This window comes from Modestobacter altitudinis (assembly GCF_005930475.1).
GTDB classification, from domain to species: domain Bacteria; phylum Actinomycetota; class Actinomycetes; order Mycobacteriales; family Geodermatophilaceae; genus Modestobacter; species Modestobacter altitudinis.
Genome location: NZ_SJEW01000003.1, coordinates 36,542 through 55,476, shown reverse-complemented (window position 1 = coordinate 55,476; position 18,935 = coordinate 36,542). Strand labels below are relative to the sequence as shown.

The 18,935-nt window shown below is 73.5% G+C and carries 19 protein-coding genes; 8 read left to right on the top strand and 11 right to left on the bottom strand.

Translation table 11 applies throughout. The features are described from left to right. Positions 1 to 8 precede the first annotated feature (8 nt). Complete coding sequence (locus tag FHL79_RS01955) at positions 9 to 1,055, top strand: glycerophosphodiester phosphodiesterase family protein (RefSeq protein ID WP_138756949.1); 1,047 nt, start codon at positions 9 to 11, stop codon at positions 1,053 to 1,055. A gap of 75 nt (positions 1,056 to 1,130) precedes the next feature. Here the strand turns inward: FHL79_RS01955 and FHL79_RS01950 are convergent, their stop codons facing one another. Then, on the bottom strand, positions 1,131 to 2,417 hold the full coding sequence (locus FHL79_RS01950; RefSeq protein ID WP_138756948.1) for an adenylosuccinate synthase: 1,287 nt from the start codon (positions 2,415 to 2,417) through the stop codon (positions 1,131 to 1,133). Positions 2,418 to 2,481: 64 nt separating this feature from the next. On the opposite strand from FHL79_RS01950, the gene FHL79_RS01945 reads away from it, so the two are divergent. The 3 genes from FHL79_RS01945 (at position 2,482) to FHL79_RS01935 (ending at position 5,203) form a co-directional block, all read left to right on the top strand. Next, complete coding sequence (locus FHL79_RS01945) at positions 2,482 to 3,099, top strand: hypothetical protein (protein ID WP_138756947.1); 618 nt, start codon at positions 2,482 to 2,484, stop codon at positions 3,097 to 3,099. A gap of 206 nt (positions 3,100 to 3,305) precedes the next feature. Then, on the top strand, positions 3,306 to 4,370 hold the full coding sequence (locus FHL79_RS01940) for an ABC transporter permease (RefSeq protein ID WP_246080238.1): 1,065 nt from the start codon (positions 3,306 to 3,308) through the stop codon (positions 4,368 to 4,370). Further along, on the top strand, positions 4,367 to 5,203 hold the full coding sequence (locus tag FHL79_RS01935) for an ATP-binding cassette domain-containing protein (RefSeq protein WP_138756945.1): 837 nt from the start codon (positions 4,367 to 4,369) through the stop codon (positions 5,201 to 5,203). The genes FHL79_RS01940 and FHL79_RS01935 overlap by 4 nt, the downstream gene beginning before the upstream one ends. Before the next feature lie 23 nt (positions 5,204 to 5,226). Here the strand turns inward: FHL79_RS01935 and FHL79_RS24900 are convergent, their stop codons facing one another. The 5 genes from FHL79_RS24900 to FHL79_RS01915 all read right to left on the bottom strand — a co-directional run bounded on the left by FHL79_RS24900 (position 5,227) and on the right by FHL79_RS01915 (position 9,766). After that, positions 5,227 to 5,379, bottom strand: a complete 153-nt coding sequence (locus tag FHL79_RS24900; protein ID WP_171057958.1) for a GPGG-motif small membrane protein — start codon at positions 5,377 to 5,379, stop codon at positions 5,227 to 5,229. An 84-nt stretch (positions 5,380 to 5,463) separates the two neighbouring features. Then, positions 5,464 to 5,865 (bottom strand): DUF3151 domain-containing protein, encoded by a 402-nt coding sequence (locus FHL79_RS01930; protein ID WP_138756944.1) that lies wholly within the window; start codon positions 5,863 to 5,865, stop codon positions 5,464 to 5,466. Between the two features lies 1 nt (position 5,866). After that, positions 5,867 to 6,901 (bottom strand): class II fructose-bisphosphate aldolase, encoded by a 1,035-nt coding sequence (gene fbaA / locus FHL79_RS01925; protein WP_138756943.1) that lies wholly within the window; start codon positions 6,899 to 6,901, stop codon positions 5,867 to 5,869. A gap of 40 nt (positions 6,902 to 6,941) precedes the next feature. Then, positions 6,942 to 8,300 carry an FAD-dependent oxidoreductase gene (locus tag FHL79_RS01920; protein WP_138756942.1) on the bottom strand — a complete coding sequence of 453 codons (1,359 nt, stop codon included), beginning with the start codon at positions 8,298 to 8,300 and terminating at the stop codon, positions 6,942 to 6,944. Between the two features lie 29 nt (positions 8,301 to 8,329). Beyond that, positions 8,330 to 9,766, bottom strand: a complete 1,437-nt coding sequence (locus tag FHL79_RS01915; protein WP_246080237.1) for an FAD-binding oxidoreductase — start codon at positions 9,764 to 9,766, stop codon at positions 8,330 to 8,332. A gap of 83 nt (positions 9,767 to 9,849) precedes the next feature. Between FHL79_RS01915 and FHL79_RS01910 the strand changes: the two genes are divergently transcribed. Then, on the top strand, positions 9,850 to 10,485 hold the full coding sequence (locus FHL79_RS01910) for a DedA family protein (protein WP_138756940.1): 636 nt from the start codon (positions 9,850 to 9,852) through the stop codon (positions 10,483 to 10,485). A 57-nt stretch (positions 10,486 to 10,542) separates the two neighbouring features. Here FHL79_RS01910 and pyrE read toward each other — a convergent pair whose 3' ends face one another. Beyond that, complete coding sequence (pyrE, locus tag FHL79_RS01905; protein WP_138756939.1) at positions 10,543 to 11,097, bottom strand: orotate phosphoribosyltransferase; 555 nt, start codon at positions 11,095 to 11,097, stop codon at positions 10,543 to 10,545. Positions 11,098 to 11,120: 23 nt separating this feature from the next. Next, positions 11,121 to 11,801: a fasciclin domain-containing protein gene (locus tag FHL79_RS01900; RefSeq protein WP_246080236.1), complete on the bottom strand. Its 681-nt coding sequence runs from the start codon at positions 11,799 to 11,801 to the stop codon at positions 11,121 to 11,123. Between the two features lie 144 nt (positions 11,802 to 11,945). Between FHL79_RS01900 and FHL79_RS01895 the strand changes: the two genes are divergently transcribed. Next, positions 11,946 to 12,434, top strand: a complete 489-nt coding sequence (locus FHL79_RS01895; RefSeq protein WP_138756937.1) for a hypothetical protein — start codon at positions 11,946 to 11,948, stop codon at positions 12,432 to 12,434. Between the two features lie 6 nt (positions 12,435 to 12,440). Here FHL79_RS01895 and FHL79_RS01890 read toward each other — a convergent pair whose 3' ends face one another. After that, positions 12,441 to 13,121, bottom strand: coding sequence for a hypothetical protein (locus tag FHL79_RS01890; protein WP_138756936.1), 681 nt, complete (start codon positions 13,119 to 13,121; stop codon positions 12,441 to 12,443). A gap of 156 nt (positions 13,122 to 13,277) precedes the next feature. Beyond that, positions 13,278 to 15,884 carry an ATP-dependent chaperone ClpB gene (clpB, locus tag FHL79_RS01885; RefSeq protein ID WP_138756935.1) on the bottom strand — a complete coding sequence of 869 codons (2,607 nt, stop codon included), beginning with the start codon at positions 15,882 to 15,884 and terminating at the stop codon, positions 13,278 to 13,280. Positions 15,885 to 16,060: 176 nt separating this feature from the next. Here clpB and FHL79_RS01880 point away from each other — a divergent pair, with 176 nt between their 5' ends. Both FHL79_RS01880 and FHL79_RS01875 read left to right on the top strand, forming a co-directional pair. After that, positions 16,061 to 16,522: a MarR family winged helix-turn-helix transcriptional regulator gene (locus FHL79_RS01880; protein WP_138756934.1), complete on the top strand. Its 462-nt coding sequence runs from the start codon at positions 16,061 to 16,063 to the stop codon at positions 16,520 to 16,522. Positions 16,523 to 16,730: 208 nt separating this feature from the next. Next, positions 16,731 to 17,171, top strand: coding sequence for an OsmC family protein (locus tag FHL79_RS01875; RefSeq protein ID WP_138756933.1), 441 nt, complete (start codon positions 16,731 to 16,733; stop codon positions 17,169 to 17,171). Positions 17,172 to 17,232: 61 nt separating this feature from the next. Here FHL79_RS01875 and FHL79_RS01870 read toward each other — a convergent pair whose 3' ends face one another. Further along, a complete protein-coding gene (locus FHL79_RS01870) occupies positions 17,233 to 18,909 on the bottom strand; it encodes an MDR family MFS transporter (protein WP_138756932.1) in 1,677 nt (558 codons plus the stop codon). Positions 18,910 to 18,935: the final 26 nt, after the last annotated feature.

Below are 18,935 nucleotides of genomic sequence, written 5' to 3'. Positions count from 1 at the left end.
CTGGAGGCATGCACGAGACCGGCCTGAAGGCCGTCGACGCGCCACGCCGCGAGCGCACGCCGCTCGTCATCGGTCACCGGGGGGCACCGAGCTACCGACCCGAGCACACCCGCGCCAGCTACGAGCTGGCCATCGACCTGGGCGCCGACCTCATCGAGGCCGACTTCGTGGTGACCCGCGACGGCGTCCTCGTCGCCCGTCACGAGAACGAGCTGTCCCGCTCCACCGACGTCGCCGCGCACCCGGAGTTCGCCGACCGCCGGCGCACCCAGGAGGTGGACGGCGAGGAGCTCACCGGCTGGTTCTCCGAGGACTTCACCCTCGCCGAGCTGCGCACCCTGGGCGCGGTCGAGCGGATGCCCGGCGTCCGGCCGCTGAACACCGCCTACGACGGCCGGTACGGCGTGCTCACCCTCGCCGAGGTCGTCGCGCTGGTGCGGAGCCGGTCCACGGCCACGCGGCGGGTCCGGCTGCAGGCCGAGCTGAAGCACCCGGCGTGGTTCGACGCCCAGGGCCTGCCGATGACCGAGCTGCTGACCGCGGAGCTGGGCCGGCTGGACGCCCGGCGCGCCGACGGGCCGGTGGTCGTCATGGCGTTCGAGCCGCAGGCCCTGCGGGATCTCCGCCGGGCCCTCGGCACGCACGGCACCCGGCTGGTGCAGCTGATCGAGGAGGAGGGGATCCAGGACGCCCTGGTGACCCCCGCCGGGCTGCGCGAGATCTCCACGTACGCCGACGGGATCTCCCCGCACAAGGGCCGGATCCTGCTCCACGGCGCCGACGGCACGCTCGTCGGCGTCTCCGACCTCATCACCCAGGCGCACCGGGCGGGGCTGACCGTCGAGCCGTGGACGCTGCGGCCGGAGAACCTCTTCCTGCCCAGCCACCTGCGCCGCGGCAGCGACCCGAGCGGCCTCGGCGACGCGCAGACCGAGGCCCGGCTGCTGCTGGCCCTCGGCGTGGACAGCGTGATCACCGACGCCCCGGAGACCGCGCACCGCGCCCGCGCCGAGCTCACCGCCGAGGCCATGGCCCCCATCCGCCCCCGCGTCTGAGCGGGGCCGTCGGAGCGAGATCTGCGTTCCCGGGCGCTCCCCTGACGGGAGACGCCGAGAACGCAGATCTCGTCGTCAGATCAGATCGTGCAGGACGACGTTCTCGTCGCGGCCGGGGCCGACGCCGATCACGCTGACCCGGGCGCCGGAGAGCTCCTCGAGGCGCCGGACGTAGGCCTGCGCGTTGGCCGGCAGGTCCTCGAAGCGGCGGCAGGCCGAGATGTCCTCGAACCAGCCGGGCATCTCCTCGTAGACCGGCGTGGCGTGGTGGAACTCGGTCTGGGTCATCGGCATCTCGTCGTGCCGGACGCCATCGACGTCGTAGGCCACGCAGATCGGCACCGTCTCCAGGCCGGAGAGGACGTCGAGCTTGGTCAGGAAGTAGTCGGTGATGCCGTTGACCCGGCTGGCGTAGCGGGCGACGACGGCGTCGAACCAGCCGCAGCGCCGGTCGCGGCCGGTGGTCACACCGACCTCGCCGCCCTGCTTGCGGAGGTACTCACCCCACTGGTCGTGGAGCTCGGTCGGGAAGGGCCCGGAGCCGACGCGGGTCGTGTAGGCCTTGAGGATGCCGACCACCCGCTCGATGCGGGTCGGGCCGACGCCGGCGCCCACGGCCGCGCCACCGGCGGTCGGGTTGGACGACGTCACGAAGGGGTACGTGCCGTGGTCGACGTCCAGCAGCGTGCCCTGGGAGCCCTCGAGGAGCACCCACTCCCCCGCGTCCAGCGCCTTGCCCAGCATCAGCCGGGTGTCGACGATCCGCGGCTTGAGCGCCTCGGCGTAGGCCGCGTACTCCTCGACCACCTCGTCGACGTCGATCGCCTTGCGGTTGTAGACCTTGACCAGGACCTGGTTCTTCTCCATCAGCGTGCCCTCGAGCTTCTGCCGGAGGATGGAGAGGTCGAGCAGGTCGGCGACCCGGATGCCGTTGCGGGCCACCTTGTCCCCGTAGGCGGGGCCGATGCCGCGGCCGGTGGTGCCGATCTTCCGCTGGCCGAGGAAGCGCTCGGTGACCCGGTCCAGGGCCCGGTGGTGCGGCATGATCAGGTGCGCGTCGGCGGAGATGACCAGGCGCGAGGTGTCCACGCCGCGCTCCTCGAGGCCGGCCAGCTCGCCGATCAGCACCTCGGGGTCGATGACCACGCCGTTGCCGATGACCGGCGTGCAGCCCGGCGTCAGGATCCCCGACGGGATCAGGTGCAGGGCGTACCGCTCGCCGTCCGGGGTGATCACCGTGTGGCCGGCGTTGTTGCCGCCCTGGTAGCGCACCACGTAGGGCACGCGGCCGCCCAGCAGGTCGGTCGCCTTGCCCTTGCCCTCGTCGCCCCACTGGGCACCGATCAGCACGACTGCCGGCATCGCTGCGATCTCCTCGTCCATCGACACCGGTCGTTCCCGGCGGGCCAGATGGCAGGGTATCGGCATGCCCGCACGACAGTTCGACCTGCGCGGCCTGGCACCGGGCCAGGGGCCGTCGAAGCGGCACGTGGCCTCGGTGGTCGACGGGGTCGACGAGGTCGTCGTCCAGGGGCCGGTGCAGGCCCTGGCCGCCGTCCTCAACCGGCTGTGGCGCACCGAGCGGCTGCCCTCGGTCCCGGTGGGCTGGGAGCCCGCCGACGACGCCGCCTCGCGGGGGCTGGCCCGCGCCCTGGGCCTGGGCACCGGGGCGGAACGAGAGCTCCCGCTGGTCCGTGACGACCACGGCGGGGTGCTGCTGGCGGCGGGCCGGGTGACCGCCCTCGGAGGGCAGCGCCCGGTGCTCGGCCGCCGGTTCGGGGCGCAGGCCTACGCCGACGCCACCCGGGTGGCCGACGGCCCCATCACCCGGATCGACGTGCGCCCGGACTGGACGGCGGTCGACCGGATCTCGGTCGCGGTGGTGTCGCTGCCGCTGCGCCCGGTGCAGCGCACCACCGGCCGCGCGCTGCAGATCGCCTCCGAGCCGGTGCAGGTCCTCCGGGACGGCGTGCCGTTCGACCGCGAGGTGACCAGGTGGACCTGGTACGCCGACGACCGGGTCCGGTGGCGGCTGCGTCCCTGATGAAGGACCCCGTTGCCCCCCCACCACTCGCAGGCTCGCGGCGGGACCCTGCAACGGGGCCGCTCCAGCACGTCACCGGGCTCGCGGCGGGACCCCGCAACGGGGCCAGCGGGGCGCGTGGACACTGGAGGGCACCCCCGCGCGCCCGAGGAGGCCTCGCTGTCGTCGTCCCGTCGCCCGTCCGCCCGCTGCCGGGCGTGCTGCCGGTGAGCCCTGAGCGGCTGGCGCCCTTCGCGCCCGCGGCACACGCCGTGCCCCGGTCGGCCGGACGCCGGCTGTACGACCGCCTGCTGGCCCGGCCGAGCATCGGTGCCCTGCTCGGCGTCCTGTCGGTGGGCCTCTTCTTCACCCTGCAGGCGCCCGACCTGCTCAGCACGGGCGGGGTGGCCTCGATCCTGGACATCGCGGCGCCGCTGGGCATCGGCGGGGTGGCCGTGGCCCTGCTGCTGGTCGCCGGGCAGTTCGACCTGTCGATCGGGGTGGTCGCGGTGACCACCAGCCTGGTCACCGCCCTGCTGGTCACCGAGACGGGACTGGGCACCTGGCCGGCCCTGCTGCTGTCGCTCGTCGTCGCCCTGCTGGTCGGCGCCGTCAACGGCCTGCTGGTGGTGACCACCGGGCTGCCCAGCTTCCTGGTCACGCTGGCCACCTTCCTGGTGCTGCAGGGCAGCTCCTTGGCACTCGCGGCGGCCATCGCCGGCTCCTCCCGGGTCTCCGGTCTGGCCGGGGCGCCCGGCTGGGAGTCGGCGGTCGCGGTGTTCGGGTCGACCCTCCAGCTGGGCGACGGGCGGTTCCGCATCTCGCTGGTGTGGTGGCTGGTGGCGACCGCGCTCACCACCTGGCTGCTCTGGCGCACCCGGTTCGGCAACGCGGTCTTCGGCACCGGCGGCGCGCCGCGGGCGGCCCGCGAGCTCGGCGTCCCGGTCCAGCGCACCACCGTGCTGCTGTTCCTGGGCACCGCGGCCGCCGGCTGGCTGATCGGCACGCTGGGCCTGGTCCGGCTGGCGGGTGTGCAGGTCGACCCGGCGCTCGGCTCGGAGATCGAGTTCATCGTCGTCGCGGTCATCGGCGGCTGCCTGCTGACCGGTGGGTACGGGTCGACGGTCGGCGCCTCGCTCGGCGCGCTGGTCTACGCGATCGCCCGGGCGGGGATCTCGCTGGCCGGCTGGGACCCGCGCTGGTTCCAGGCGTTCCTCGGCCTGATGCTGCTGGTCGCCCTGCTGGCCAACGGCGTCGTCCGCCGCCGGCTGCGGGCGGTGCCCCGGTCGTGAGCACCGCGCTGGGCACCGACGGGGCCGACGGGACGGCGGAGGGTCGCACCCCGCCGGTGCTGGAGCTGCGCGCGGTCACGGTGCGCTTCGGCAGCGTCCCCGCCCTGTCCCGGGTGTCGCTGGCCCTGCGCGCGGGCGAGGTCACCTGCGTGCTGGGCGAGAACGGCTCGGGCAAGTCCTCGCTGGTCGCCCTCGTCTCCGGGCTGCTGCGGCCCGCGGAGGGCGAGCTGCGCGTCGACGGGCGGCCGGTGCGCTTCCGGTCACCCCAGCAGGCCCGCAGCCGCGGGATCGCCACCGTCTGGCAGGACCTGGCGATCGCCCCGCTGATGTCGGTCTGGCGCAACTTCTGGCTGGGTGCCGAGCCGACCCGGGGCACGTGGCCGCTCCGCCGGCTGGACGTCGGCCGGGCCGAGGAGATCGTCTCGCAGGCGATGGCCCGGGTCGGCGTTCCCGGGTTGGACCCCGGCCAGCCGGCCAGTGCGCTGCAGGCCGGCGAGCGGCAGTGCCTGGCGATCGCCCGGGCACTGCACTTCGGCGCCCGGGTGCTGGTCGTCGACGAGCCGACCGCGCCGATGACCATCGCGCAGCGGGCGCTCGTGCTGCAGTCGGTCGTCACCGCCCGCGGCTCCGGGCTGGCCGTGCTGTTCGTGACGCACAACCCGCAGTACGCCCACCTCGTGGGCGACCGGTTCCTGCTGCTGGGCGGCGGCCGGGTCGCCGGTGACCTCACCCGGGCCGACGTCGACGTCGACGACCTGACCCGGCTGGTCGCCGGTGGCGACGAGCTGACCCGGCTCGGCGAGCAGCTGCGAACGGCCCACCCCGACCGCTGAGCGCGTGCGGGGTGGGCCGTCGTTCAGACGTCGAAGAAGCTCACCCCGCCGGGCCCGACCAGCAGTCCGACGACGATCAGCACGATGCCCCACAGGATCTGCCTGCGCAGCAGGGCGAAGATGCCGGCGATGACGAGGATGACGGCCAGGATCCAGAGCAGGGTCGCCGCGTCCATGGTGAGCCCCTTCCACGTGAGGCGCCGCGGTGGCGCCGGTGGAGCGAAGCTAGTGATCCGCGGTCATCGGCATCTCAGAGCCGATCAAGCCGCCAGGGACGGGTCGCAGTCGCGCAGCAGCTGGGTGCACCGGTCGTGCTCGTCGGCCTCGCCGATCCGCTCCGCGGCCTGCGCGAGCACGGTGACGCAGCGCAGGAAGCCACGGTTGGGCTCGTGCGACCACGGCACCGGGCCGAAGCCCTTCCAGCCGTTGCGCCGCAGCGCGTCCAGCCCGCGGTGGTAGCCGGTGCGGGCGTAGGCGTAGGCCTCGATGGTGCGGCCGGCGCCGAGCGCGGCCTCGGCCAGCGCCGCCCAGGCGGCACTCGACGTCGGGTGCGCGGCGGCCACCTCGGCCGGGTCGGTGCCCGAGGCCAGCGCGGCGGTGCCGGGATCGACCGGGAGCAGGGTGGCCGGGGGCTCACCGAGGAGGTTGTGCGAGTGCGTCATGTCAGCCCGCCTGCGACTGGCCGGCGGACAGCAGGTCCTCGCAGGCCCGGACGACCCGGTCGGCCATGCTGCCCTCGGCCTCCTTCATGTACGTGCGCGGGTCGTACTGCTTCTTGACGCCGACCTCGCCGTCGACCTTCAGCACGCCGTCATAGTTGCGGAACATGTGCCCGGCGATGGACCGGGTCAGCGCGTACTGGGTGTCGGTGTCGACGTTCATCTTCACCACGCCGTAGGAGATGGCCTCGCGGATGTCGGCCAGGTCCGACCCGGACCCGCCGTGGAACACCAGGTTGAACGGCTTGGCGTCCGCGCCCAGGCCCAGCTGCTCGGCGACCACGGACTGACCGCGCTGCAGCACGTCGGGGCGGAGCTTCACGTTGCCGGGCTTGTAGACGCCGTGCACGTTGCCGAAGGTGGCCGCCAGCAGGTAGACGCCCTTCTCGCCGAGCCCGAGCGCCTCCGCGGTGCGCACGAAGTCGCCGTCCGCGGTGTAGAGCTTCTCGTTGATCTCGTGGGCGACGCCGTCCTCCTCGCCGCCGACGACGCCGATCTCCAGCTCGAGCACGATCTTCGCCGCGGCGCACTTGGCGATGAGCTCCTGGGCGATCTCCAGGTTCTCGGTCAGCTCGATCGCCGAGCCGTCCCACATGTGCGACTGGAACAGCGGCTCCTGGCCGGCGTCCACGCGGTCCTGGGAGATGGCGATCAGCGGGCGCACGTAGCTGTCGAGCTTGTCCTTCGGGCAGTGGTCGGTGTGCAGCGCGACCTGGACCGGGTAGCGCTCGGCGACCACGTGGGCGAACTCGGCGAGCGCCACGGCCCCGGTGACCATGTCCTTGACCCGGGTGCCGGAGCCGAACTCCGCACCGCCGGTGGAGAACTGGATGATGCCGTCGCTGCCGGCGTCGGCGAAGCCGCGCAGTGCGGCGTTGATCGTCTCGGACGAGGTGCAGTTGATCGCCGGGTAGGCGAAGCCGCCCTCCTTCGCCCGGTTGATCATGTCGGCGTAGACCTCGGGAGTCGCGATCGGCATGCCCTGACCCTAGTGGAGTCCGTCCGCGGCGGTGACGGGCTCAACCCTGCTCGGTGCGGCTGACCACGCGGGCGGCGACGAGCACCGGGTCGTAGGTCGGGGAGAACGGCGGGGCGTAGGACAGGTCGCTGCCGGCCAGCTCCTCGGCGGTCAGCCCCGCCCAGATCGCCGTCGCCAGGACGTCGACCCGCTTGGCGCTGCCCGGCCCGCCGACGACCTGCGCGCCGATCAGCACCCCGGAACCACGCTCGGTGAGCACCTTCACGGTGATCGGCTCGGCGCCCGGGAAGTACCCGGCCCTCGTCGTCGCCTCGATGGTCTCGGCGCGGACGTCGTAGCCGGCCCGCGCCGCGTCGGCGGTGTTCAGCCCGGTGAGCCCGATCTCCAGGTCGCCGACCCTGGTCACGGCGGTGCCCAGGACGCCGGCGAACCGGGCCGCCTGCCCGCCGATGACCGAACCGGCCACCCGGCCCTGCTTGTTGGCGTGGGTGCCGAGCGCGACGTGCACGGGCTCACCGGTGAGCCGGGAGAACGTCTGCGCGCAGTCGCCGGCGGCGAAGACCTCCGGGTGGGAGCGGCTGCGCTGGGTCCGGTCGACGTCGATCGCGCCCGTGGTCCCCAGCTGCAGCCCCGCGGCGCGGGCCAGCTCCACCTCCGGGCCCATCCCCAGCCCGAGCACCACCAGGTCGGCCGGGTAGCTGCCGGCATCGGTGCGGACGGCGCGGGCCACACCGTCGGCGTCCACCTCGATCTCGCGCACCGGTTGGTCGTTCTGCACGTCGATGCCCAGGTCGCCCATGGCCTTGCACACCCGCTCGCCCATGTCGGGGTCGAGCTGGGCCATCGGCAGCGGGTCGGCGAGCACGACGGTCACCGACAGCCCGCGGTGCAGCAGCACCTCGGCCATCTCCAGCCCGATGTAGCCCCCGCCGAGGACGACGGCGCGGCGGGCACCGGCGGCGAGAGCGGCCCGGATGTCGGCGCCGTCGGCCAGCCGGTGCACCCCGTACACGCCGTCGGCGTCCAGCCCGGGGACGGGCGGCCGCGGCGGGCGCCCACCGGTGGCGACCACGAGGTGGTCGTAGCCGAACCGGTCGCCGCCGTCGGTGCCGACCGTGCCGGCGTCCAGGTCGATCTCCGCGACGCGCGTGCCGGTCCGCACCTCGATGTCCTGGGCGGCGAACTGGGCCGGCGACCGGGCGATCAGCGCATCCCGGTCAGGGACCAGGTCACCGACCCAGTAGGGGATGCCGCACGCGGAGTAGGACGCGTCCGGACCCTGCTCCAGCACGAGGACCTCCAGCTCGGTCGCCGGTCGCAACCGCCGCGCCTGTGCCGCGGCGGACAACCCTGCGGCGTCCCCGCCGATGACCACCAGCCGCTTCCGCCGTCCGCTCATGCGGGGCAGCCTGTCACCTGCCGGTCCGGTCAGGCCCCGGTCAGCCGCCCGACCGCGGCGACGTCGGCCACGGAGACCGAGCGGAACATCTTCCCCGGGTTGAGGATCCCGGCCGGGTCCAGCGCCTGCTTGACCGCCTGGTGCACCGACAGCGACACCGGGCCGATCTCCCGCTCCAGCCAGTCGGCCTTGAGCGCCCCGACACCGTGCTCGCCGGTGATGGTGCCGCCGAGGGACAGCCCCAGCTCGAGGATGGCGTCGAACGCGGCGTAGGCCCGGGTGGTCTGGTCGGGATCTCCCCCGTCGAAGACGACGGTGGGGTGCATGTTGCCGTCACCGGCGTGGCCGACGACGCCGACCACCAGGCCCGCGGTGGCGGCGATGCCCTCGCAGCCGTCGATGAAGGTGGCCACCCGCGACCGGGGGACGGCGACGTCGTCGAGCAGCAGGCTGCTGCCCAGCCGCTCCAGCGCCGGCAGCGCCATCCGCCGGGCCGTCATCAGCAGGTCGCCCTCGGCGGGGTCGTCGGTCGAGTGCACGAAGTCCGCGCCGGCGGCCTCGCAGAGCCGGGTCAGTGCGGCGATCTCGGCGGCGGCGACCGAGCCCCCGCTGTCGGACTGGGCCAGCAGCAGCGCGGCGGCGTCCCGGTCCAGGTCGGCCTTCATCAGGTCGTCGACGGCGCGGATGCAGGTGCGGTCCATCACCTCGAGCATGCTGGGCACCAGCCCGCTGGTGACCACCTGCTCGACGACCTGGCCGGTCTGGGCACTGGTGCCGAAGCTGGCGACCAGGGTGACCGGCGGCTGCGGCGCCGGCCGCAGCGCCAGGGTGGCCTCGGTGATGACCCCGAGCGTGCCCTCGGAGCCGACGAACAGCCGGGCCAGGTCGTAGCCGGCCACCCCCTTGACCGTGCGCCGGCCGGTGCGCAGCACCCGGCCGTCGGCCAGGACGACCTCCAGGCCGAGCACGTAGTCGGTGGTGACGCCGTACTTGACGCAGCACAGCCCGCCGGAGTTCATGGCCAGGTTGCCGCCGAGGGTGCACCAGTCGTAGCTGGCCGGGTCCGGTGGGTAGAACAGCCCGTGCTCCCGGACGGCGTCACGCAGGGTCTTGTTCACCACGCCGGGCTGGACGACGGCGAGCCGGTCGGCCGCGGAGACCTCCAGGACGGCGTCCATCCGGGTCAGCACCAGGGTGATCCCGCCGTCGATGGCGTTGGCCGCGCCGACCAGGCCCGAGCCGGCGCCGCGGGGCACCACCGGCACCCCGTGCCGGGAGGCGAGCCGCAGCACCGCGGACACCTCCTCGGTGCTGCGCGGCAGCGCGACCGCGGCCGGGAGCCCGGCCTCGACCAGCATCGCCTGGTCCCGCGCGTAGGCGACGGTTACGTCGGGATCGGTGAGCACGCTGTCCGGGCCCAGGGCGTCCTGGAGCTCGCGGACCCACGTCGTCGCGAGAGCGGTCACCCCCGTCACGTTACGTCCCGCGCGTCACCGGCACCCCATCGCTGACGGCCCGGTGCCAGCCCGGGCACGTACGGTTCGTCCCGATGGCGATCGAAGCGGCTCCGGCCTTCCTGGACACCACGCACCTGCTGAACACCTTCGGGTTGATCGGCCTGCTGCTCATCATCTTCGCCGAGACCGGGCTGCTGGTCGGGTTCTTCCTGCCCGGTGACTCGCTGCTCTTCACCGCCGGGCTGGTCTCGGCCGGCGGGCTGGCCGGGGTGACCCTGGCGCCGTTGTGGGTCCTGCTGGTCCTGCTGCCGCTCGTCGCGATCGCCGGCAACCTGGTGGGCTACTGGATCGGCCATCGAGCCGGACCGGCGGTGTTCAGCCGGCCCAACTCACGCCTGTTCAAGGCGGAGTACGTCGAACAGGCGCACGGCTTCTTCCAGCGGTACGGCGCCCGCACCGTCGTGCTGGCCCGCTTCGTGCCGATCGTGCGGACCTTCGCCACGGTCATGGCCGGCGCCTCGCGGATGGACTTCCGGGTCTTCGCGCTCTACTCGGTGATCGGCGGCATCGCCTGGGCCGGCGGCATCACCGCGCTGGGCCACTGGCTCGGCCAGGTCGACGTCATCCGGGAGCACATCGAGGCGTTCGCCATCCTGATCGTGGTCCTCTCGGTGGTCCCGGTCGCCATCGAGCTGCTCCGCGCCCGCCGCACCAACCGCAAGGCCTGAAGGACCACGTCCTCCTCACCCCTCGCAGGCTCGGGGCGAGCCTCTGGACGAGGCCGCCTATGCGAGGTCGAGGTCGGCGAGGTCGAACGCTGCCCGGTACTCGTAGCCAGCGGCCTCGACCGCGGCCCGGCCGCCGCGGTCGACGATGACGGCGATCGCGACCACCTCCGCGCCGGCCTCCTGCAGCGCCTCGGCCGCCGCCAGCGGGCTGCCGCCGGTGGTCGAGACGTCCTCCACGACGAGCACCACGCGGCCGTCGACGTCCGGGCCCTCGATCCGGCGCTGCAGCCCGTGGGCCTTGCCCTCCTTGCGCACCACGCAGGCGTCCAGGAAACCGGCTCCGTCGGAGGCGGCGTGCAGCATCGCGGTGGCGACCGGGTCCGCGCCGAGGGTGAGGCCGCCGACCACGTCGTAGCGCAGGTCGCCGGTGAGCTGCCGCATCACCCGGCCCACCAGTGGGGCGCCCTCGTGGTGCAGCGTCAGCCGGCGCATGTCGATGTACCAGTCGGCCTCCCGGCCCGAGGACAGCGTCACCTTCCCGTGCACCACGGCGAGGGAGACGATCAGCTCGCGCAGCCGGTCGCGATCGGGGTGTGCCGGGGCAGCGTCCATGGTCAGGACCTTAATGTCCGCCCTCAGCCGGCCGGGGCGAGCACCTGGTCGATGACGTAGAGGGTGGCGTTCGCCGTCGGCACGTCGCCGCAGACGACGGTGGCGGCCGCGGCGGCGGGGACCGTCTGGTCCGCGGTGAGCGTGGGGCTGCCGGCCGGGCCGGCAACGGTGACCGAGTCCCCGTTGAGCGTGGTGTGCTCGCCGACGAGCTGGTCCGGCGTCAACCGGCCGGGGACGACGTGGTGGGTGAGCAGCGTCGTCAGCCGCGGGACGTCGGCCAGCAGCCCGGGGACCGCCGCGGGGCCCAGCGCCGCGAAGGCGGCGTCGGAGGGGGCCAGCACCGTCACGTCCTCGCGGGTGTTGACCACGTCGACGAGGTTGGCCGCGATGATCGCCTGGGTCAGCGTGCTCAGCTGCGGCACCGTGCTGACCGCGATCCCCACCGGCACGCCGGCGATCGCGCCGGCGCTGCCGGGCCCCGCGGCGGGGAAGAGGGCACAGCCGGCCCCGATCGGCCCCTGGGCCACCGGTGCCGCCGGCGTCGGGGCGGCGGTCGACGACGCGCTCGACGTGCTGCCGCCGCTCGCGCTCACGATGTCGGCGCCCTCGGTGGAGCTGCACGCGGTCAGGCCGGCCAGCAGGACCGGGACGGCCGCGCCGACGGCGAGGCGGACGGTGGCGCGGGACAGCCGGGCGGCCTTCACGGGGGTCTCCTCCTGCTCCGGGGGCCGCGGGCGGCACCGTGCGCACCGGCGATCGGTGCCATTGGCCGACGAGCATGGCATCCCGTTGCCCCGCCGACCGTGAGGATCCGCGACGGGCGTCGTCCGGCGTGCCACCCTGGCGCGGTGAACGCCCGCCTGTCGCCCCGGTCCCCGAGCGATCCCGCCGGCGCGGGTCCGGCGATGCCGGTGTCGGCGCGGGTGGCGGTCGGCGTGCTCGCCGGACTGGCGGTGCTGCTCCTGCTGAGCGCGGTGGTCACCGCCGCGGCCTGGGACGCCGTGGTCGACGCCCTCGCCGACGGGCGGTCCGGATCGTCGCGGTCCGACGCGGAGCAGGCAGCGCGGGCCAACCTCGCCCAGTCCGTGGTCTTCGGGCTGGCGATGGCCGTGGCGGCGGGCTTCCTGGCCCGGGGCCGGAGCTGGGCCCGGTGGACCGGCCTGGCCGCGAGCACCGCCCTCGGGCTGGTCACGCTGGTCGGCATCGTGCTGGCCGGCGGCCTGGCGGTGACCTCCCAGCTGGTCCTGGTGCTGTGCGTCGCGGCCGCCGCGAGCCTGCTCACCCGGACGACGGCTGCGTGGACCCGGTCGGGCCCACGCAGCCGCGCGGCGCGCTGACCGGGGTCAGAACCGCTTCCGGCGCTGCCCCTCGGCCCGGTACCAGTCGTTGGACGGCTTCAGCGCCAGCAGCACGATCCCGGCGATGATCAGCAGCAGACCGACCGCCGACAGGAACGTCAGGGCGGCTGCGCCGAGCAGGCCGAACAGGACGTTGAGCCCGCCCAGCACCCAGAGCACGACCCGGGCCCAGTTGCGGCCCTGCCAGGCGAACCACAGCACCGCCAGGAACGCGGCCATGATGATCAGGGTGATCGCCACGGTCACCGCCGCGATGGTGTTGACCTCGTCCCGGGTCAGGCCCGACGTCCCGGCCAGGTCGGCCCGGAAGCTGTCGAAGTCGGCGAAGCTGATCACGAGGCCGATCAGGCCCAGCGCCACGTTCGCGAGGAAGGCGTAGATGCCGAACTTCACCGTGGACGGCCGCTCCGTCGGCGCACTCGGCGGCCCGCCCCACTCCCCGCCCTGCGGGGCGGCCGGGTAGCCGTAGCCCGGCTGCTGCCCGTACTGCGGCTGCCCGTACTGCGGCTGGCCGTACTGGGGCTGGCCGTACTGGGGCTGGCCGTACGGCGGCTGCTGACCCTGCGGGGGCTGTCCGTACGGCGGCTGCTGCCCGTACGGCGGCTGCTGCCCGTAGGGAGGTTCCTGCCCGCCGCCGGGCTGCGGGTCCTGCGGTCCTGACGTCATGACGCTCCTCGGATCACCTCGGCACACGGACGTCCATGATCATCGAGCATCCGCGCCGCGAGGGCACCCCCATCACCCGTCGTGGGCAGCCCGTGTCGCACCCGCAGGACGCGGCAGCGCCCGCCGTCCGGTCGGGACGACGGGCGCTGCGGGCGGTCATGCGGTGGGCTCGACCCGGGTGACGCTGAGCTGGGCGTCGCCGTCGGAGACGTCCCCCGGCCAGTCGACGAGGACCTCGTCGCCGTCCCGGACCCCGCCCGACAGCAGCGCCCGGGCGAGCTGGTCGCCGATCGCGGACTGCACCAGCCGGCGCAGCGGGCGTGCGCCGTACACCGGGTCGAAGCCGTTGAGCGCCAACCAGTCGCGCGCCGCGTCGGTGACCGTCAGGGTCAGCCGACGGGCGGCCAGCCGCCGGGCCAGCACGCCGACCTGGATGTCGACGATCCCGGCGAGCTCGTCGGAGCCCAGGCCGGAGAACGTGACCACGTCGTCGAGCCGGTTGAGGAACTCCGGCTTGAAGTGCGCCCGCACGATGTCCTGCACCGCCCGGCTCTTCTGCTCCTCGGGGACCGACTGGTCGGCGATCACCTGCGACCCGAGGTTGGAGGTGAGCACCAGGATCACGTTGCGGAAGTCGACGGTCCGGCCCTGCCCGTCGGTCAGCCGGCCGTCGTCGAGCACCTGCAGCAGCACGTCGAAGACGTCGGGGTGCGCCTTCTCCACCTCGTCGAACAGCACGACGGTGTACGGACGCCGGCGGACCGCCTCGGTGAGCTGACCGCCCGCCTCGTAGCCGACGTAGCCGGGCGGGGCACCGACCAGCCGGGCCACCGAGTGCTTCTCGGAGTACTCGCTCATGTCGATGCGGACCATCGCCCGCTCGTCGTCGAAGAGGAACTCCGCCAGCGCCTTGGCCAGCTCGGTCTTGCCGACGCCGGTGGGGCCGAGGAACAGGAAGGAGCCGGTGGGTCGGTCGGGGTCGGAGACCCCGGAGCGGGCACGGCGGACGGCGTCGGACACGGCGCGCACCGCGTCGGGCTGGCCGACCACCCGCTTGCCGAGCTCGTCCTCCATCCGCAGCAGCTTCTGCGTCTCGCCCTCGAGCAGCCGGCCGGCCGGGATGCCGGTCCAGGCCTGCACGACCTCGGCGATGTCGTCCGGGCCGACCTCCTCCTTGAGCATCGACTCCCGCGCGGCAGCCGAGGCCTCGGCCGTGGCGAGCTGACGCTCCAGCTCGGGGAGCCGGCCGTACCGCAGCTCCGCGACGCGGGCGAGGTCGCCGTCACGCTCGGCCCGCTCCGCCTCCAGGCGACGCTGCTCGAGCTCCTCCTTGACCTGCTGGATGCGGCCGATCGCGCCCTTGTCCTGCTGCCAGCGGGCGGTCAGCTCGTCGAGCTCCTCCCGCCGGTCGGCGAGGTCGGTGCGCAGCGCCGCCAGCCGGGCCGCCGTCGCCTCGTCGTCCTCCTTGGCCAGCGCCATCTCCTCGATCTCGAGGCGGCGGACGACCCGCTCCACCACGTCGACCTCGACCGGACGGCTGTCGATCTCCATCCGGAGCCGGCTGGCCGCCTCGTCGACGAGGTCGATCGCCTTGTCGGGCAGGAAGCGGGCGGTGACGTAGCGGTCGGACAGCGTTGCCGCGGCCACGATCGCGGCGTCGGTGATCCGGACGCCGTGGTGCACCTCGTAGCGCTCCTTGAGGCCGCGCAGGATGCCGATCGTGTCCTCGACCGTGGGCTCGCCGACGAACACCTGCTGGAAGCGGCGCTCCAGGGCGGGGTCCTTCTCGATGTGCTCGCGGAACTCGTCGAGCGTGGTCGCGCCGACCATCCGCAGCTCACCGCGGGCGAGCATCGGCTTGATCATGTTGCCGGCGTCCATCGCGGAGTCCCCGCTGGCACCGGCACCGACGATGGTGTGCAGCTCGTCGATGAAGGTGACGACCTGGCCCTCGGCCTCGGTGATCTCCTGCAGCACGGCCTTGAGCCGCTCCTCGAACTCGCCGCGGTACTTCGCGCCGGCGACCATCGAAGCGAGGTCGAGCGCCATGAGGCGCTTGCCCTTCAGGCTCTCCGGGACGTCGCCGGCCACGATCCGCTGGGCCAGGCCCTCGACGATCGCGGTCTTGCCGACGCCGGGCTCACCGATGAGCACCGGGTTGTTCTTCGTGCGCCGGGAGAGCACCTGCACCACCCGGCGGATCTCCGCGTCGCGGCCGATCACCGGGTCCATCCGGCCCTCGCGGGCGCGGGCGGTGAGGTCGACGGCGTACTTCTCCAGCGCCTGGAAGGTGCTCTCCGGGTCCGGGCTGGTGACCTTGCGGTTGCCCCGGACCGTGCGGAAGGCCGCCAGCAGCGCGTCGCGCGTCGCGCCGGCGCTGCTGAGCACGGCGCCGGCCTCGCCGGCGGTGGTGGCCAGCCCGACGAGCAGGTGCTCGGTCGAGACGTACTCGTCGCCGAGTGCGCTGGCCTGCTCGCCGGCCGCGTTGATCGCCATGAGCAGCTCGCGGGACGGCGACGGGGCCGGGACGGTCGAGCCGCTGACGCTCGGCATCCGGCGGAGCGCGGCCTCGGCCTTGGCCCGGACGTCTGCGGGGTCGGCGCCGGTCGCCTGCAGCAGCGGGCCGGCGATGCCGTCGGCCTGCTCGAGCAGCGCGACCAGCAGGTGCAGGGGCTCGAGGGCGGCCTGGCCGTGGTCGACCGCCAGCCGCTGGGCGGCGGCGATGGCCTCCTGCGAACGGGTGGTGAGCTTGCTCTGCGCCATGGTCGGTGCGGGTGTCCTCTCCGGTTGCTCAGGGACGGTCAGATGATCCAACGACGCCGGAGTTGAGTCTGTTCCACTCAACCTGGGTCGTCCAGTGTGAGGCGATCTGGTTGTGATCTGCACACCGCTGGGTGAGGCGGGACCCCCGAAGACCGATCGCGTCCTATTCTGTGGACATGACGGACACACCGTCGCCGAGCGTGGCACTCGACGACCAGCTCTGCTTCGCCCTGTACGCGGCCTCCCGCGCGGTCACGGCCCGGTACCGGCCCCTGCTGGACGAACTCGGCGTGACCTATCCCCAGTACCTCGTGCTCATGCTGCTGTGGGAGGAGGACGGCCAGACGGTGGGCCAGCTCGGGTCCCGGCTCGCCCTGGACTCCGGCACCCTCTCCCCGCTGCTCAAGCGGCTGACCGCCGCCGGCCTGGTCACCCGCCACCGCCGGGCCGACGACGAGCGCTCCGTGTCGGTCCGCCTGACCGACGCCGGCCGCGCCCTGCAGAGCCCGGCGTGCGCGATCTCCGGGCAGATGATCGACGCCCTGGCGCTGTCGACGGACGAGTTCGCCGAGCTCAAGGGCCAGCTGCGGACCATCACCGACCGGGTCTCCGACACCCCCCAGGTGGCCAAGGCCTGAGGAAGCGGAAGGACCCCGCTGCCCCCCACCACTCGCACGCTCGCGGTGGGCCCCTGCAGCGGGGCCGGGCTCGGGGTGAGCCCCTGAAGGGGGGCCATGGGAGCCGAATGGCGGGAACATCGCCCACCCGGAACGGTTGTGCCCGACAGGTCGGGTGACCGACCGCGCCGCACCGGTGGCGCGGGTCATCCGCCGAGGAGGAGGTCCGATGCCCACCCGCACCGCGCGCACCGCATGGAACGGCTCCCTGCAGGAGGGCTCCGGCCAGGTCGAGCTGTCCAGCTCCAAGGTCGGCACCTACGACGTCAACTTCCCCAAGCGCGCTGCCGACGACGCCGGCGGCACCACCAGCCCCGAGGAGCTCATCGCCGCGGCGCACTCCGCCTGCTTCGCGATGCAGCTCTCGGCGATCGTCGGCGAGGCCGGCGGCACGGTGGAGAGCCTCGAGGTCTCCGCTGACGTCTCCCTCGGCCCGGACAAGGACAACGGCGGCTTCAGGCTGACCGGCATCGCGCTCACCGTCCGCGGCGAGGTCGACGGCCTCGACGCCGACGGCTTCGTCAAGGCCGCCCAGGACGCCAAGGTCGGCTGCCCGGTGAGCAAGGCCCTGACCGGCGTCGACATCACCCTGGACGCCGCGCTCGCCTGAGCACCACGAACGACGAAGGCCCGCCTCCCCGATGGGGGAGGCGGGCCTTCGTCGTCCGCGATCAGGCGCGCGCGGCGCTCCTGGTGCGCCCGGCCAACTCGTCGTCGACCGCGGCGGTGCTGTCGTCGACGTCGGCCGCGACCCCGCCCTGCAGGCGCTGGTCGCCGGACTCGGTGCGCAGCGCGACCTCACGGATGAAGGCGATCGCCACGATCGTGATGATCGAGAGGAGCCCCGCCACCAGGAAGATCCGGCCGGTCGCGTCGCCGTAGGAGACCCGGATGAGCGTCTGCACCGGCGCGGGCGCACCGGTCAGGTTGGCCAGCCCGACGTCACCCGACCCGCTGGCGGCCGCAGCGCCGGGCACGTCGGCCAGGCCTTGCTGGATGAGTGTGCCCACCCGTGAGCTGAGCACGGCCCCGAGGACCGAGACACCGATCGTGCCGCCGAGGCTGCGGAAGAACGCGACCGCGGAGCTGGCCGCACCCAGGTCGGCTGCGGCGACCGTGTTCTGCACGGCGAGCACCAGGTTCTGGTTCGTCAACCCGATGCCGACGCCCAGCACCGCCAGGAAGAGCCCGAGGAGCACCATGTCGGTCCGGTGGTCGATGGTCGACAGCAGTCCGAACCCGACGGCGACCAGGATCGAGCCGACCACGAGGAAGGCCTTCCACCGGCCGAACCGGGAGATCAGGATCCCCGAGACCGTCGACGAGGCCACCAGGCCACCGATCATCGGCAGGGTGAGCAACCCCGCCGCGGTCGGCGAGTAGCCGCGGGAGATCTGCAGGTACTGGCCGAGGAAGACGGTCGAGCCGAACAGCGCGACACCGATGACCATGCTGGCCACGATCGCCAGGGTCGTCGTCCGGTCGCGGAACAGCCGCAGCGGGACGATCGGCTCCTTCGCCCGCAGCTCGGTGACGATGAACGCGGCGATGGCGAGCACGCCACCTCCGACGAACAGTGCGGTCTCGACCGAGGCCCAGGCGAAGTTCTCCCCGGCCAGGCTGACCCAGATGAGCAGAGCGGAGACACCGGCGGTGAGGAAGGCCGCACCGAGGTAGTCGATGGAGACCTCCCGCTTGACCACGGGCAGGTGCAGGGTGCGCTGCAGCAGGACGAGCGCGGCAGCTGCGAAGGGGACGCCGACGTAGAAGCACCAGCGCCAGCCGAGCCAGCTGGTGTCCACCAGCAGGCCGCCGATCAGCGGGCCGGCGACGGTCCCGATGGCGAACACGCCACCGAGGAAGCCCGAGTACCGACCGCGCTCACGGGGGCTGATCATCGCCGCCATGGCGATCTGCACCAGCGCCGTGAGGCCGCCGAGCCCGAGGCCCTGCAGTGCCCGCCAGGCGATGAGGGTCGGCACGGACTGCGAGAGCCCGGCCAGCATCGAGCCGACGATGAAGACCACGATCGCGACCTGCAGCAACAGCTTCTTGCTGAACAGGTCGGCGAGCTTGCCCCAGATCGGCGTCGAGGCGGTCGAGGCGAGCAGCGTGGCGGTGACCACCCAGGTGTACTGGCTCTGACTGCCCTTGAGGTCGGTGATGATCGTGGGCAGCGCGTTGGAGACCACGGTCGAGGACAGGATGGCGACGAACATCGCCAGCAACATCCCGGACAGGGCGCTCAGGATCTGCCGGTGGGTCATCCGGCCCTGCTGCTCGGCCGGGGCGACGGCCGGGTCGGCCGCGGGTCCGGCGGCGGCCCGGATGGGGGCGGGGGTGCTCATGTGCGGGGTCTCCAGGTGGTGCGGGA

What these genes read in the sequence shown, in the direction of transcription:
- FHL79_RS01955 (WP_138756949.1), top strand. Translation starts at nt 9, where the DNA reads ATGCACGAGACCGGCCTGAAGGCCGTCGACGCGCCACGCCGCGAGCGC.
- FHL79_RS01950 (WP_138756948.1), bottom strand. Translation starts at nt 2,417, where the DNA reads ATGCCGGCAGTCGTGCTGATCGGTGCCCAGTGGGGCGACGAGGGCAAG.
- FHL79_RS01945 (WP_138756947.1), top strand. Translation starts at nt 2,482, where the DNA reads ATGCCCGCACGACAGTTCGACCTGCGCGGCCTGGCACCGGGCCAGGGG.
- FHL79_RS24900 (WP_171057958.1), bottom strand. Translation starts at nt 5,379, where the DNA reads ATGGACGCGGCGACCCTGCTCTGGATCCTGGCCGTCATCCTCGTCATC.
- FHL79_RS01930 (WP_138756944.1), bottom strand. Translation starts at nt 5,865, where the DNA reads ATGACGCACTCGCACAACCTCCTCGGTGAGCCCCCGGCCACCCTGCTC.
- fbaA (WP_138756943.1), bottom strand. Translation starts at nt 6,901, where the DNA reads ATGCCGATCGCGACTCCCGAGGTCTACGCCGACATGATCAACCGGGCG.
- FHL79_RS01920 (WP_138756942.1), bottom strand. Translation starts at nt 8,300, where the DNA reads ATGAGCGGACGGCGGAAGCGGCTGGTGGTCATCGGCGGGGACGCCGCA.
- FHL79_RS01910 (WP_138756940.1), top strand. Translation starts at nt 9,850, where the DNA reads ATGGCGATCGAAGCGGCTCCGGCCTTCCTGGACACCACGCACCTGCTG.
- pyrE (WP_138756939.1), bottom strand. Translation starts at nt 11,097, where the DNA reads ATGGACGCTGCCCCGGCACACCCCGATCGCGACCGGCTGCGCGAGCTG.
- FHL79_RS01890 (WP_138756936.1), bottom strand. Translation starts at nt 13,121, where the DNA reads ATGACGTCAGGACCGCAGGACCCGCAGCCCGGCGGCGGGCAGGAACCT.
- clpB (WP_138756935.1), bottom strand. Translation starts at nt 15,884, where the DNA reads ATGGCGCAGAGCAAGCTCACCACCCGTTCGCAGGAGGCCATCGCCGCC.
- FHL79_RS01880 (WP_138756934.1), top strand. Translation starts at nt 16,061, where the DNA reads ATGACGGACACACCGTCGCCGAGCGTGGCACTCGACGACCAGCTCTGC.
- FHL79_RS01875 (WP_138756933.1), top strand. Translation starts at nt 16,731, where the DNA reads ATGCCCACCCGCACCGCGCGCACCGCATGGAACGGCTCCCTGCAGGAG.
- FHL79_RS01870 (WP_138756932.1), bottom strand. Translation starts at nt 18,909, where the DNA reads ATGAGCACCCCCGCCCCCATCCGGGCCGCCGCCGGACCCGCGGCCGAC.